Below are 14,514 nucleotides of genomic sequence, written 5' to 3' on the forward strand. Positions count from 1 at the left end.
GTTCAATTTTTTTTGACAAAACTGTCAAAACTTATTTTGCTGTTGCCAAAAATGCGTTCACTTCTTCTTTTGTCTTGCGCAATTTATTAACCAAACGCGCTGTTTCTTTGCCATTTTCAATCACGACAAAACTTGGAATTCCCATAATCTCCCATTCAACTGCGAGGTCCATGTATTCATCACGGTCCACTTCAACGAATTCAAATTCAGGATTTTCAGCTTCAATTTCAGGCATTTTTGGCTTGATAAATGAACAATCTGGACACCAACCTGCTGTGAAAAAGTACACGCGCTTCCCGTCAGTGCTCACTAAATTCGCCAACTCTTCAATATTTTTTGGAATAATCATCTTAATCTCCTTTTTTTACAAAATCTCGTCAATAGAACTTTCTTCAAACTCAGTCACAACCAGAGTTTTCGCGTCAATTTCAAAGGAAATATTTTTGACAGAACTGTCAGAAATATTTTCATCAGAAACAATCACACCGCCTTTAAAAATTGCTTCAACATCAGGGTCGTCAAAAATCCAGACAGCTTTGATAGACTTGTCAGAAAAATGCGTGCGTACTGCATCCGTCAAATCTCTGCGCAAATTATCCGCCATCTCCTGATAGCCATGATAAACGATATGAGCTGCTCCAGCTGTGGCAATCAGCCCCAAACCAAGTTTCAAATATTTGTTCATAATGAAATTTTACCACAAAATAGGCTATAATAGTAAATAGAATTACCTAAAAATGAGAGGGAACTAAGAAAATGACTTTATTTGACAAAATTAAAGAAATCACAGAACTCCAAGCAGGCAGCGGATTTGAAGCACCTGTACGCAATTATTTAAAAGAAAAAATGCTCAAACTCGGCTACACACCAGAATTTGATGGACTTGGCAGCATTTTTGTTGTCAAAGAAAGTAAAACGCCAAATGCGCCACGTGTGATGATTGCTGCACACATGGACGAAGTCGGCTTTATGGTCAGTAGCATCAAGCCTGACGGTACTTTCCGCGTTGTCACGCTCGGTGGTTGGAATCCGCTTGTCGTCAGCGCACAACGTTTCACACTTTTCACTCAGAAAGGTAATAAAATCCCTGTCGTTACAGGTGGCTTACCACCACATCTGCTCCGTGGAACTGGTGCAACTCCAAGTATTCCAGCGATTTCCGACATCATCTTTGATGCAGGATTTACCGATAAAGCTGAAGCGGAAAATTACGGCATCGCGATTGGTGACGTGATAATCCCTGAAACAGAAACCATTCTCACAGCAAATGGCAAAAACGTCATGAGCAAAGCTTGGGACAATCGTTATGGCTGTCTGATGGTACTTGAACTTCTCGAATTTCTCCAAGACAAAGAACTGCCTGTCACATTGATTATTGGTGCAAATGTCCAAGAAGAAGTCGGTTTGCGCGGTGCAAAAGTCTCCACCACCAAGTTCAATCCTGACCTATTTTTTGCCGTAGATTGCTCACCAGCAAGCGATACTTTTGGCGATGATAATGGCAAACTAGGAGCTGGCGTCACAATGCGCTACTACGACCCCGGCCACATCATGTTGCCCGGTATGAAACAATTTCTCATTGAGACTGCCAAAGAAAATAACATCAAAACGCAAGCCTACATGGCAAAAGGTGGGACTGACGCTGGTGCTGCTCATCTGTCAAATGAAGGCATTCCATCAACAACCATTGGTGTTTGCGCCCGTTATATCCACAGTCACCAAACAATTTCCAGTCTTGACGATTTCGTACAAGCACAAAACTTTATCCGTGCGATTGCCACAAGTCTTAACGCTGAAAAAGTCGCTGACATTAAAAATTACTAAAATAAATGTGCAATAAAAAATCATCTCACTTTATAAAGCGAGATGATTTTTTTAATTTTTACTTGAAGATTTTGAAGTAGAAGAGCTTGATGATGGTGAAGTCTGTAACTTCACACCTGGTAAAATCTTGCTCCAAGCATTTGCTAAATCACTTGTTGAACCACCGATTGCAAAGTTATACTGTGTCGTTGGCGCTCCTGATTTTGTCGCCCAGTAGCTGGTCGTTGTTGCTCCGCCAACTGTCACTCCTTTGAGTGGTCCACTTGTCAGCTTGCCCGGTTTTTCGCCTGTAGAAACCAAAACTTTGCTCTTTGTCACATTAGAATCCGTTGCTGGGTCTGGGAATTTCTGACCTGCTCCAAAAATAGATGGGTCTGCTGCATTGATACTATTTACCAAGTTCGCCATATAAGTACCGTTACTCGAATAAGCAGTATTAGCAGCCATAGCGCTGTTATTATCATGACCAACCCAATCGCCAAGTGTAACAGTTGGTGTTGAAAGCATGAGCCAACCATCTGTGTAAGCATCCGTCGTCCCTGTTTTGCCACACCATTCTACACTCGTTGCCAAACTTGGATTAAGCTGAGAAAGAGCACCATAAAAAGTCGAAGTTTGTTGTCCCACGATGACATTATGCAATAAATATTCCATAATAGTCGAAGTCGCTTCAGAATAGACTTGCGTTGGTTTATTTTCATGCTGATAAATCACGTGTCCTGTATCGTCTTTGATACTTTGAACAACATAATATTTATTATAAATACCACCATTTGCCAAAGTTTGATAACCATTTGTGTGTTGGACAACTGTTGGGTCAACACCGCCACCTAATGGCAAAGATTCTACAGAATAATCTTTGATTTGATAGTCCATTTTTGTCATATAAGGTTCAGCAGATTTACCCGATTTCAAAATATCTTGATAGGTCCAGTAAGCTGGAATATTCCAAGAAACATCAAGTGCTTCTCCCAAATTCATCATCGTATTTGAACCTGTACTACCAACGTGCATGATTGGTTGGCCAGAAGAATAACTGGCAGGATAATTGCTCAGCATCGTCGCAGTTCCCATCATCCCCATATCAATCGCAGGGCCATAAGCCAAAATAGGCTTAATCGAAGAACCAGGTGAGCGTTCTGTATCGAAAGCATGATTGTTTTGATTTTCCGCATAGTTCAATCCGCCGACAAAGCCAAGTACAGCTCCTGTTTTATTATCCATGAGGACATTTCCAGTTTGAACTTCTCCTGTCCCGTCTTGTAAAACGCCACCATAATTTGCTACTGCATCTTGCATGGCATTATAAACACCTTGATTGATGGTTGTTGTGATGGTATAGCCATTATTTTGTAAATCCTGCTCGGCTAAATCTTGATAATGTTGTTTTGTACTATCATTGCCAAGCGCTGTTGCTGAGACTTTATCGGTCTTAATCAGGTAATTATACACATCCGCCACAGCTTCACTATAAACAACATTATATAAATAACCATGTGCTGTTGAATTTACTGGTGCAGGTTGCAAAAATTCTTTAGAAATATCATAGTTTTCGTAGGTTTGATAATCTTTTTTACTGATATATCCACCGCGATAGAGATTAAAAAGAACATCTTGATAACGCGCTAAACCATAGGACATATCTGCTTTTGACTTTAATGAACCATCTGCATTATAGGGCGAATAAACAATCGGACTTTGAGGTAAACCAGCAATAAATGCCGCTTCTGGCACGGTCAACTGACTTGCTTGCTTGCCAAAAATCCCTTGCGCTGCTGATTCAATACCTGCAATATTTTGTCCTTTATTATTTCTACCAAATGGTGACACATTGAGATAATCTGTCAAAATCTGGTCTTTGCTCAGATATTTATTTAATGCACGCGCATAAACAATCTCGCTGGCTTTACGTTGAAAGGTCACACTATCACCGAGAACTTGCTGTTTGATGAGCTGTTGAGTTAAAGTTGAACCTCCTGAACTCATTCCACCACCAACAGAACCTAAAATACCTCGAAAAACGGCTTTGGGAACAACACCGTCATTTGTTTTAAAAGTATCATCTTCCGTAGCAATCAGTGCATTTTTCACATTTTGTGAAATTGCTGCACTTGAAACATTCACACGAATAAGATCACTTGAAATGTCTGAAATTGATTGTCCATTACTGTATTTCATCATGGAAACGCCATGAATATTGTTAATCTCTGAAAGTAATTTCGTCTTATTTGGTACTTTTGTCACTTCAACAAGTCGAGCAAAATAACCTGCTCCAGCGGCAACACCAAAAACACCAGCTATCACAAATATAATAGCAAAAATAACGGTTACACCACGAAATACACTAAATACAGTGGAAAGAACACCTTTTCCTTCTGAATCATCTTCATTTTCTGAAGAATTTTTTGCATTTTTAGAAGAAGAATTTCTACGCTGCGAACGTTTAGAACGAAGTTTTTGCTCCAAACGCGCCCGAGTTTCTTCTTGTAACTGTTCGTCGTCTTTCTTCATAAGGTTTATTATACCAAAATAAGCTTAAAATTTCGCCCACTTTACTAAATTTTTTGATATAATGTTACATAGCGCTGTTTTTTGAATAAAAAGACGGCAAAATCTTATAGAAAGGATTTTTTTATGAACATTTTTGACGAACTAAAAGAACGTGGTTTGGTTTTCCAGACAACTGACGAAGAGCTGCTCCGCAAGGCGCTGACGGAGGGAACTGTTTCCTATTATGGTGGTTTTGACCCAACGGCTGATAGTCTTCATTTGGGAAATCTTGTGTTGATTTTGACAATGAGACGGCTTCAACTGGCTGGTCACAAGCCTTATGCACTCGTTGGTGGCGCAACTGGTTTGATTGGTGACCCTTCATTTAAGGATGCTGAACGCTCATTACAAACCAAGGAAACCGTACAAGAATGGACAGGAAAAATCCGTGCGCAGCTTGAACGTCTCCTTGACTTTGACAATGGCGACAATAAAGCAGAAATGACGAACAATTATAACTGGTTTGAAAATCTGACATTTATTGATTTTTTGCGTGATGTTGGAAAACATTTTACGGTCAACTACATGATGAGTAAGGAATCTGTGAAAAAACGGATGGAAACTGGGATTTCTTATACTGAGTTTGCTTATCAAATCATGCAAGGTTATGATTTTTATGAACTCAATCAACTGCACAATGTTACTTTACAACTTGGTGGGTCTGACCAATGGGGCAATCTGACGGCTGGTGTTGAACTCATTCGTCGTAAAGCAAATCAATCTGCTCACGTTATCACAACGCCGCTGATTACAGATAGCACAGGTAAAAAATTTGGGAAATCTGAGGGAAATGCGATTTGGCTAGATGCTGAAAAAACTTCTCCTTATGAAATGTATCAATTTTGGCTCAATACCAATGATGATGATGCGGTCAAAATGTTGAAAATCTTTACTTTCCTTTCTCTTGAGGAGATTGAAGAAATTCGTGTGAAGTTTGATGAAGCACGTCACGAACGTTTTGCACAAAAAATTCTTGCAAAAGAAGTCGTTACATTGGTTCACGGCGAGAAAGCTTACGCACACGCTGTAAAAATCTCTGATATTCTTTTTGGAAATGGTGATTTGAAGGAACTTAAAGCAGATGAGATTTTGACAGGTTTAAAAGCTGTTCCACGTTATGAAATCAAGTCAACAGATGATTTGGCGCTTGTTGAGTTGTTGATTAGTGCTGGCATTGAAAAATCAAAACGTCAAGCACGTGAAGATATCACAAATGGTGCGATTTATATCAATGGTGAACGTGTCACTGAACTTGATTATGTCTTGAACGATGCTGATAAGATTGATGAAAAATTGACTGTTATCCGTCGTGGAAAGAAAAATAATTTTGTATTGACTTATTAAAAGAACTCTTTTGAGTTCTTTTTTTATAATCTATATAAAAAAATTAACATTTTCGTCTATATTAAGGAAAAAATATGTTATAATATGGCTTATTCAAAATAAATGAGGTTGATTTCGCAATGTCTGAATTAGATTTCAAGGAACAGTTAAAAAAAATGCGTGAACTTTATCTGGAAAACCACCCGATAGATAAAGGAGAAAATGAAGTTTTCACGCCGCTTTCCATTGAAGAAAAAGAAAAAAAATTGTTGGATGCGCTTGAACATTTAACAAGTAAAATTGCTTATATAAAGAATGAGATTGCTAAAAATGATTCTTCTTCAAAATCTCTTGATGATTTGAAGGAACAACTGGAAATCTTTGAAAATAAGCGTGTTTTATTTGAACAAAAACTTGATTTTATCAAAAATGGCGATTATGACGATGCACGTCGCGAAAAGCTCAAACGTCAACTTACAGAGCTTGAACTCAAACGCTGCAAATTAAAACTGAGTCAAAAAGATTGTTCAAAAGTGAACCAAAAAATCAAGCAAAAAAGTGAGCTTTTTAAGAAATTAAAATAAGTTTATTTTTATAATGTTGTTCAAATTTCAAGTTAATCATGGCTTTTTATCTGCTTGAATTCAGTCGTTTATTTTTTATCAGAAAGGAAATTTATGCTCCATTCCATTTTTTATGTCATCATTTTCCTTCTTGCTCTTGTACTTTCTAATGTTATCAATAAAGTGTTCCCAAAAGTTGCTCTGCCTTTAATTCAAGTTATGCTGGGTTTACTTTTGGGTTTTTTGGGCGCTGCGGAGGTTTTAAATGTTGAGCCGGAAGTTTTTCTTGGCTTTATTATTGCTCCACTTCTGTTTCGAGAAAGTGAGGAAGCGGATGTTAAGCACATTTTCAAGCATACAAAAACTATTCTGGTGCTGATTTTACCTCTTGTTTTTATCACGGCACTTGGTTTGGGTTGGCTGGCACATTCGCTTTATTTGACACTTCCTTTGGCCGCTTGTTTCGCGTTAGGAGCGAGTTTAGCGCCAACGGATGCTGTAGCTGTCGGTGCGCTCTCTGAAAATTTTAGTTTTCCTAAGCGGATTACCAGTATTTTAAAAGGTGAAGGATTGCTCAATGATGCTTCTGGTATCATTGCTTTCCAGATTGCAGTTGCGGCGTTGATGACTGGTGAATTTTCTTTACCCCATGCGACGGTTGATTTAGTGATTTCAGCTTTTGGTGGTGCAGCGATTGGTTTATTTCTTGTCTGGGCGAAAACTTTGGCGATTCGTTTGTTGGAAGATGTTGATGCAAAAGATATTACTGGTTATTTGATTTTAGATTTGATGATTCCTTTGGCTGCCTTTTTGATTGCTGATTTGTTTAATGTTTCGACAATTATTGCGGTGGTAGTGGCTGGTGTGATGCAGGCAAATGGTCTGAAACGGACAACGCTTTTTGATGCACAAGTCACTAAAGTGAAAGAGACAATTTGGGATATGCTGATGTTTATTCTAAATTCTGTGGTCTTTCTGTTCTTGGGAATTGAGTTGTACCAGCTTGTTTTACCACTTCTGACTAGTCCTGATTATTCGGATACTTGGCTTTTGTTCATGGTTATTTCGCTCACGATTGGTCTGTTTTTACTTCGTTTTATTGTGTTGTTACTTTATTATTGGATAACTTCGATTGTGAAAAAACAGAGTTTTCAGTTGTATTGGAATGACATTTTACTGTTGACTTTTGCAGGTTCTAAGGGAACTGTTTCTATTGCGACGATTTTGTTGATTCCTCGGACTGCCGGATTGGCACATAGTTTGCTGATTTTCCTTGTGGCTTCGGTGACAGCGCTGAGTTTTCTTGTGGGAATGTTTATCTTGCCTTTCTTTGCGGCGAAAAAACTTGATGTCATCAACAATATGGCGAAAATTTCTATTCTGACGGAAGTTGTTGCTGAACTTAGAAAAGATATGGAAGTGGCAAAATCGCGTGAGGGTTATAATGTTGCGATTGACAATTATCAGGAGCGAATTCAACGTTTAATTATTGAGCAGGAAAGTTCCAATACTTCTGTTGATTTTAATGAATTGCAGTTATTGATTATTCGTCTTGAGGCTGAGGGGCTTGAAAATGCGCGAAAAAATGATGAGATTTCTATGAGAACTTATCGGACTTATCAGCGTTACATCCATTCTTTGGAACAATCGGTCGTACATGATGTAGTGTCAAGTATTCAGTTTGTCTCAGTTGTTGCCTTTCGTGTGCTGCATCTTCTTGTGTCTCGTATTTTGCATATTGATTTGACGTTGAGAAAGGTTCAGGCGAATGTGGATTTGCGTCGTGATGAGATTACACATTTGTATTTTAAGAATACTGAGTTGATTTTGCAGGCTTTGGAAAATCTGGAGAGTGTTTATGATGCTCAGTTGATTGATTTCTTGCAGGCAGAACGTTTGCGCTCGGCGGAATATGTGGCTCAGGGCGATTATATTGCGCGCTTACTTCATCGGACGCAGCCAAATAATTTGCGGGAAATGATGCGGGCTTATTATTTGGAACGCAAAGTCATTTTTGAATATGAGTCAGCTGGTGAAATCACGGCACGCGAAGCGCGATTGCTCCGGCAGAATGTGAATGTGCTGGAGGATTATTCGATGGCAAATGACCATCGGACACTTCTCTTTGACTTCTTGGAAAAACGTAAAAAATAATCATTTTGAGCTGAAAAAAGTTTTTGACAGTTTTGTCAAAAACTTTTTATATATAGAAAAACAGCTCTATCAGATTTGACAGAGCTGTCAGTTATTATTTCTTATTTTTTAGAACTTTGTGTTCTAGTTTTGTTGCCCAGAAACTTGATGTTTCAAAGAGATTTGACGGAACATAAGCTGTTTCAGATGAAAATTCATTTCCCATTTGATTGGTACGAACTACTTTGACGATACGTACGATACAAAGCACGAGCAATAAAGCGACACAGGCAAGAAAGACTACTGATAAACTGCCTTGTATCAGAGAATTGCGTACTGTTGCTTCAGCATTTGTCAATGCAACACCACTTAAAGTTCCACTATTAACTGCTTTTTGAGCTGTTGAATAAGCAGCAAAATAGCCAATATTAACGTTGCTAGAAAAAATCTTTTCCCAAGAAGCTGTGAAAGTTACCAGCACATCCCAAACGAGCGGAACGGCAGGAATCCAGAGCCATTTGAGATAACCTTTTCTCACCACCATCACACAGACAATCGCAAGCGCAGCGGCTGCTATCAGCTGATTGGAAATACCGAACAATGGATACATAATCCGAATACCGCCATTCGGGTCAGAAACGCCCATGAGGAGCAGAGCCCCCCAAACACCGACAATCACGGCAGTTGTCACGATTTTTCCTGGCAACCAGTTTTCATTACCAAAACGTTGAATTGCTTTACGTTTGGAGTTCGACAAGGCATCTGTCAAAAGATAACGTGTGGATTTTGTTGCTGCAGAAACTGCCGACAAGATAAAGAGTGCTTCAAACATAACAGCAAAGTGATACCAAAAGCCCATCATACCAGCTCCACCAATGATTGGCACACGTTTCAAGATATTTGACATCGAAACTGCCAGAGTTGGCGCACCACCTGTACGAGAAACGACAGAAATTTCACCGACGTCTTTTGCCACTTGACGCAATGCTGCTTGACCAGTTGTTCCTTCCCAGTCAATCGTCATTGGTTTTCCGTTTGGATTCATGGCGATTTTTGGAATAGCGAGTGCTGCGTTGCCTTCGGCTGCTGTCGCTGCTGCTTTGACATTTGTGGTACTTGTTGCTGTTGAATTATAAGCTTTTCCAACGAGTTTTTGCATGGAAGCTTGTGGTGTGTTCATGGAGTAATAGACACCTGGATTGAGCGAAATTGCTGCAACTAAAGCCATAATTGCTACAAAACTTTCAAAGAGCATCCCACCGTAACCAATCATACGAGTTTGTGATTCTTTTTTGATTAAATGTGGTGTTGTACCAGAACTCATCATGACGTGGAAACCTGATAAAGCTCCGCAGGCAATAGTGATGAATAAGAATGGGAAAAGAGAGCCTGCAAAGACTGGGCCGTTGGTATTGCCAGCAAAGTTTGTTAAAGCAGGAATCGTTACATCAGGACGTACACCAATCACAGCAACTGCCAAAATCAAAATTGTCCCGATTTTCATGAACATTGACAAATAATCACGCGGTGTCAAGAGAATCCAAGCTGGAATAATCGCGGCGATAAAGGTATAGCCCATTACCCACCAGACCAAAGTGCTTTGTGAGAGTGTAAAAATGTGAGCAACAACTGGATTTTCAGAAACCCAACGTCCACCAAAAATAGCAACTAATAAGAGTGCAAAACCAATTGCCGAGACTTCATTGACGCGACCCGGACGGATGAATTTGAGGTAAATGCCCATTATCAGGGCAATCGGAATGGTCATCCCAATCGAGAAAACTGCCCAAGGTGAGCCAGCCATTGCTGTGATACAGATGAGTGCTAGGACAGCAAGGACAATCATTGTCATGATAAAAACGATAAAACTCGTCAGACCGCCTGCAAATTTGCCGACTTCGTCGCGTGCCATCGCACCAATAGAGCGTGCATCACGCCGGTGTGAATACCAAAGCACGAGCATATCTTGTACGCCACCGGCAAAGATAACACCGAAAATAATCCAAACGGTGCCAGGTAAATAGCCCATTTGCGCAGCGAGGATTGGCCCTACTAAAGGACCTGCACCAGCAATAGAGGCAAAATGGTGTCCAAAGAGCACGACACGATTAGTGGGGTCAAATTCCTGACCGTCGTTGTGTACTTCAGATGGTGTGGCACGACTGTCATCAGGTTGCATGATTTTGCGTTGAATGTAAAGGGCATAAAAACGATAAGCAATGATATAAGAGCAGACCGCCGCAATCACAAACCAAATCGCATTGATAGTTTCCCCTCGTGAAACAGCAATGATGCTCCATGCGGTCGCACCAAGCAGTGCAATAACAATCCAAATGATGATAGAGAGTGGTTTCATTTTCGGCAAATGAGATTTCCAATCTTTCATCGTCGCCTGAAAATTTGCTTGTCTCAGGTCTTTGATTCCAACAACTTTTCCGTCTTTATTGCGTAGTAGAAAGAGTTCTTCCTCCGTAGTAAAGTCGGAATTTTCGTTATGATTTTTTTCTGTCATAACTTCCTCCTTTATTTATAATCAGCAAATTACTTTTTGGTAAGCGTTTGCATTTTATACGAATAAAACGTAGTTCTAGCTCATGAAGATGGTTTTGACAGAATTGTCAAAACCTGATATGAGCATTATATCAGCGTTTTTCGCGCTTTTTTGTTTTTGACAGTTCTGTCAAAAAATTAAAAAGCCCTGTCAAGTGCTGACAGAGCTGTAAAAATTAAATTTTTCTTATTTTTTATTACCAATCAATCGAACCAAGCCCAAAATCCAAGTCACAATGACCAGAACAAGACTGACGAAGAAAGCGATGTGCAAGCCGTCCAAAAAGAGTTGTGGACGATTGGCAACGTAAGTCGTAATATGTTGTCCAGCAATCGTTGACATAGCAAGAAAGAGCGAAATCGTGGCGAGTGATGTGCCGAGAGCAAAGGCAATGTTTCGCCCGAGAGAGTTTACTGAACCAGCAATTCCCAGATATTTTCGCTCAACTGTGGACATGACCAGCGCATTATTTGGCGATTGGAAAACGCCAGCTGCGCCACCGTGAACTGCGAGAGCAATGATGACAAAGAGAATACTTGTTCCGTCGCCAATGAAAAGGTAGCAAATCATTGCCACGATAATCCCAGAAATCCCAACAAAAGTAATGAGTTCTTTGTCATATTTATCCGACAAAACACCTGCAATCGGGCTGGTAATCAGCATTGCCGCAGGATAAGCCATCATGATAATCCCAGCCAAACCAGGCGAAATCACACGGAAATCTTGCAGATAGAAGGGCATTAAGATGGACACAAACATTCCAGCTGTAAAGTTGAGCAGAGCCGTGATAATCGACATTGAAAAGAGTTTCGTCTTAAAAATGTTCAAATCCAACATCGGTTTTTCTTTGTGATTTTCGGTGCGAATAAAACTAATCAGCAAGAGAATACCAATAATCGCGCCGCCCAATATCCACGGACTTGTCCAGCCCAAAGTTGAGCCAAAATTCAAGGAAAGGAACAGCACCGTAATGACTGCTGCCATCTGCGCACCGCCAAAAAGGTCAACATCGCGCACATTTCCTTGCCCTTTTTCAGTAGGCAACACGCGACTTCCGAGCAGATAGGCGATAATTCCGACTGGAACATTGAGCCAGAAAATGTAATTCCAACTTGCCACTTGCAAAATCAAACCGCCAAGCGCTGGTCCTGCGATAGAACCGACAGAGACAAACATTGAGTTAATCGACAAAGCACGCGCACGCGTTTCTGGTGGAAAAATCGTTGCAACAATCCCGAAGCTCGTTGCCATCATCATCGACGCACCAAGCGCTTGAATAACCCGCGCCACAAGCAAAAATGCCAATCCCATGCCAAAGTTGAGACCCGCCAAAAACGAACCGATTGTAAATATAATCAAACCAATCTTGAAAATCCGTGTTTTTCCGATAAGGTCTGACAATCTCCCAAAAATCAGAATAACTGCCGAGATGACAATCAGATAAACTGTCACAACCCAAGTAATCTGGCTGGTTGATGCGTGCAATTCGCGCGCCATTGTCGGCAGAGCGATATTAACGATTGAGCCGTCAAGCGTTGACATCAAAATACTGATACCAACTGCAATGAGAGCTTTTATTTGTTTTGAATTTCCCATAATTTTTTCTTTCTATAACTTGATAGTGTTCATGCAAAAATCGTTTAATCTTTGTGAATTTCTTCTATCATACTTTTTTCTGTCTGAATCACTTCTTTCAAAAACCGAAGAATGATTGATTTTTCCTTATCATCATAGTGTGCAAACAGTTTTCTATCTCGATAATCCTGCCTCGCATCGTGCATTTGATTGTGCGCCAACGCTACTTCGCGCCCTTTGTCTGTCAAATGATAAAAAATCTTTTTTTTATTTTTTATGACTTGATAAGTCTCAACCATCTGATACTGGAGCAAGGTTCGCACTGCACGCGTAATCGCGCTTCGTGTCACATCAAGTCGGGCAGCAAGGACAATTCCCAACTCATCGCCCGCCATCAGTTCCGCCAAAATATGAAATCCTACAATCGACAAATTTGCGACTTCTTTTTTGAGTGTTTCACCTTCTAAACGCTCAATAATCCAGCGCTGCTCAGTCGAAAGATTTCCTCCTTGAACCTTTATTTTATGGAGTTCTGCAGATATTTCAAAATTTTGTTCCTTTTCATCCATTTTTATCTCCCTTCAACTTGTTGCCAAGCAACATTATAATCTCAATTTTTAACTTTGTCAATTATTTGTGTTGAAAAAAGTGATTTTGAATGAAAAATATTTTTGACAGAACTGTCAAAAATATTTTTATCGGTTTTTTATCTATTTTCAGATGATTTTTCTATCAAAGAAAATCTGAAAATTCATCGACTTCTTCTTCTGCCCAATTTTCACCAGAAATTTTAGTGAGCATAATCCCATTTACTGCACGCTCTACTAGCCCTTCAACGTCAAAACGTTTTTCATACTGGAGGACATTTTCAAGTTTTGGATTTGTTTTCGGAGCAGCTGGCGCAAACACTGTACAGCAATCTTCAAATGGCAAAATTGACAAATTAAATGTATCAATCTTCTCTGCAATCTCAATGATTTCAATCTTGTCCATCGTGACAACAGGACGAATGACGGGCGTATTTGTCACTTCATTGATAACTGACATTGAGCCAAGCGTCTGACTTGCCACCTGTCCAAGACTTTCACCGTTGATGATGACTTTCCCATGACGATTTTCACGAATGCGGTCAACCACACGCATCATGAAACGGCGTGTCAAGGTCATCAAGTAAGCTTCCGGTACTTTTTCCTTGATTTCCTCTTGAATTTCCGTAAATGGCACTTCGATAAATTGAATTGCCCCACCAAATGCAGTCAATTTTGCAGCCAAATCTTTCGCCTTTTTCAGCGCACCCGGGCTGGTAAATGGTGGACTTGCAAAGTGAACCGTCTCAATCTCCACACCACGTTTCAGCGCCAGATAACCTGCCACAGGCGAATCAATCCCGCCAGAGAGCATCAAATGTCCACGTCCAGCCGTGCCGACCGGCATTCCACCCGCACCTTTGAGCGTTTCATAGGAAAGGTAAATCGCATCCACTCGAACCTCCACACGCAAGGTAATATCAGGTCTTTTCATTTGCACTGAAGCAAACTCAAAGTTATCAAAAATCGTATCTCCCAGCGCCAGATTAAGCTCCGTTGAGTCCAATTCAAAACTGTGGTCCGCACGTTTTGTCGCGATTTTAAAAGTCATTCCCTCATGATAAATTTCGGAAAACAACTTCACGACCGCCTCTTTTAAAGCAGGCATCGTTTTTTCCACCTTGATAGACGGCGAAAAATTCTGAATACCAAACACCTTCTGCAAACGTCTGGAAACCTCTGCATAATCCGCACCATTAAGCACAATATGCGCCCTATCGCGCACCGCTGTCAGTTTCAATTCTGGCAAATCAACCAGCACTTCTTGGATATTTTTCGCCAAACGATTGATGAAAAAACCACGATTTTTTCCCTTTGTAGAAAGTTCGCCGTAGCGCACCATTATTTCATCATAAACAACCATTATTTTCCTCTTTTTTCTTATAAATATTTTTGACAAGATGGTCAA

The 14,514-nt window shown here is 40.2% G+C and carries 11 protein-coding genes; 4 read left to right on the plus strand and 7 right to left on the minus strand.

Features of this window, described 5'->3' with window-relative positions:
* Positions 1–31: 31 nt before the first annotated feature.
* Positions 32–349, minus strand: a complete 318-nt coding sequence (locus KJS36_RS03930; protein ID WP_213534545.1) for a thioredoxin family protein — start codon at positions 347–349, stop codon at positions 32–34.
* 15 nt (positions 350–364) lie between these two features.
* Complete coding sequence (locus KJS36_RS03935) at positions 365–685, minus strand: hypothetical protein (RefSeq protein WP_213534547.1); 321 nt, start codon at positions 683–685, stop codon at positions 365–367.
* A 71-nt stretch (positions 686–756) separates the two neighbouring features.
* On the opposite strand from KJS36_RS03935, the gene pepA reads away from it, so the two are divergent.
* A complete protein-coding gene (gene pepA, locus KJS36_RS03940; RefSeq protein ID WP_213534549.1) occupies positions 757–1,824 on the plus strand; it encodes a glutamyl aminopeptidase in 1,068 nt (355 codons plus the stop codon).
* A gap of 51 nt (positions 1,825–1,875) precedes the next feature.
* Here the strand turns inward: pepA and KJS36_RS03945 are convergent, their stop codons facing one another.
* Positions 1,876–4,335: a transglycosylase domain-containing protein gene (locus tag KJS36_RS03945; protein WP_213534551.1), complete on the minus strand. Its 2,460-nt coding sequence runs from the start codon at positions 4,333–4,335 to the stop codon at positions 1,876–1,878.
* A gap of 123 nt (positions 4,336–4,458) precedes the next feature.
* Between KJS36_RS03945 and tyrS the strand changes: the two genes are divergently transcribed.
* From tyrS to KJS36_RS03960, 3 genes are all read left to right on the plus strand, one after another.
* The gene (tyrS, locus tag KJS36_RS03950; RefSeq protein ID WP_213534553.1) at positions 4,459–5,718 is read left to right on the plus strand and encodes a tyrosine--tRNA ligase; all 1,260 of its coding nucleotides are present in this window, start codon (positions 4,459–4,461) and stop codon (positions 5,716–5,718) included.
* 119 nt (positions 5,719–5,837) lie between these two features.
* Entirely contained in the window at positions 5,838–6,281 is a 444-nt protein-coding gene (locus KJS36_RS03955) for a hypothetical protein (RefSeq protein ID WP_213534555.1), read from the plus strand.
* 93 nt (positions 6,282–6,374) lie between these two features.
* A complete protein-coding gene (locus KJS36_RS03960; protein WP_213534557.1) occupies positions 6,375–8,414 on the plus strand; it encodes a cation:proton antiporter in 2,040 nt (679 codons plus the stop codon).
* Positions 8,415–8,508: 94 nt separating this feature from the next.
* Here KJS36_RS03960 and KJS36_RS03965 read toward each other — a convergent pair whose 3' ends face one another.
* The 4 genes from KJS36_RS03965 to thiI form a co-directional block, all read right to left on the minus strand.
* Complete coding sequence (locus tag KJS36_RS03965) at positions 8,509–10,905, minus strand: carbon starvation CstA family protein (RefSeq protein ID WP_213534560.1); 2,397 nt, start codon at positions 10,903–10,905, stop codon at positions 8,509–8,511.
* A 225-nt stretch (positions 10,906–11,130) separates the two neighbouring features.
* A complete protein-coding gene (locus tag KJS36_RS03970; protein WP_213534562.1) occupies positions 11,131–12,540 on the minus strand; it encodes an MFS transporter in 1,410 nt (469 codons plus the stop codon).
* Positions 12,541–12,584: 44 nt separating this feature from the next.
* Complete coding sequence (locus KJS36_RS03975; protein WP_213534564.1) at positions 12,585–13,088, minus strand: MarR family winged helix-turn-helix transcriptional regulator; 504 nt, start codon at positions 13,086–13,088, stop codon at positions 12,585–12,587.
* Between the two features lie 163 nt (positions 13,089–13,251).
* Positions 13,252–14,469 (minus strand): tRNA uracil 4-sulfurtransferase ThiI, encoded by a 1,218-nt coding sequence (gene thiI, locus KJS36_RS03980; protein ID WP_213534567.1) that lies wholly within the window; start codon positions 14,467–14,469, stop codon positions 13,252–13,254.
* Between the last annotated feature and the right edge of the window lie 45 nt (positions 14,470–14,514).

Origin of the sequence: Lactococcus nasutitermitis (genome assembly GCF_018403765.1) — a bacterium.
GTDB lineage: Bacteria > Bacillota > Bacilli > Lactobacillales > Streptococcaceae > Lactococcus > Lactococcus nasutitermitis.

Bases quoted from the DNA above. Each gene is read 5' to 3' on its own strand.
- KJS36_RS03930 (WP_213534545.1), bottom strand. From the start codon at position 349: ATGATTATTCCAAAAAATATTGAAGAGTTGGCGAATTTAGTGAGCACT.
- KJS36_RS03935 (WP_213534547.1), bottom strand. From the start codon at position 685: ATGAACAAATATTTGAAACTTGGTTTGGGGCTGATTGCCACAGCTGGA.
- pepA (WP_213534549.1), top strand. From the start codon at position 757: ATGACTTTATTTGACAAAATTAAAGAAATCACAGAACTCCAAGCAGGC.
- KJS36_RS03945 (WP_213534551.1), bottom strand. From the start codon at position 4,335: ATGAAGAAAGACGACGAACAGTTACAAGAAGAAACTCGGGCGCGTTTG.
- tyrS (WP_213534553.1), top strand. From the start codon at position 4,459: ATGAACATTTTTGACGAACTAAAAGAACGTGGTTTGGTTTTCCAGACA.
- KJS36_RS03955 (WP_213534555.1), top strand. From the start codon at position 5,838: ATGTCTGAATTAGATTTCAAGGAACAGTTAAAAAAAATGCGTGAACTT.
- KJS36_RS03960 (WP_213534557.1), top strand. From the start codon at position 6,375: ATGCTCCATTCCATTTTTTATGTCATCATTTTCCTTCTTGCTCTTGTA.
- KJS36_RS03965 (WP_213534560.1), bottom strand. From the start codon at position 10,905: ATGACAGAAAAAAATCATAACGAAAATTCCGACTTTACTACGGAGGAA.
- KJS36_RS03970 (WP_213534562.1), bottom strand. From the start codon at position 12,540: ATGGGAAATTCAAAACAAATAAAAGCTCTCATTGCAGTTGGTATCAGT.
- KJS36_RS03975 (WP_213534564.1), bottom strand. From the start codon at position 13,088: ATGGATGAAAAGGAACAAAATTTTGAAATATCTGCAGAACTCCATAAA.
- thiI (WP_213534567.1), bottom strand. From the start codon at position 14,469: ATGGTTGTTTATGATGAAATAATGGTGCGCTACGGCGAACTTTCTACA.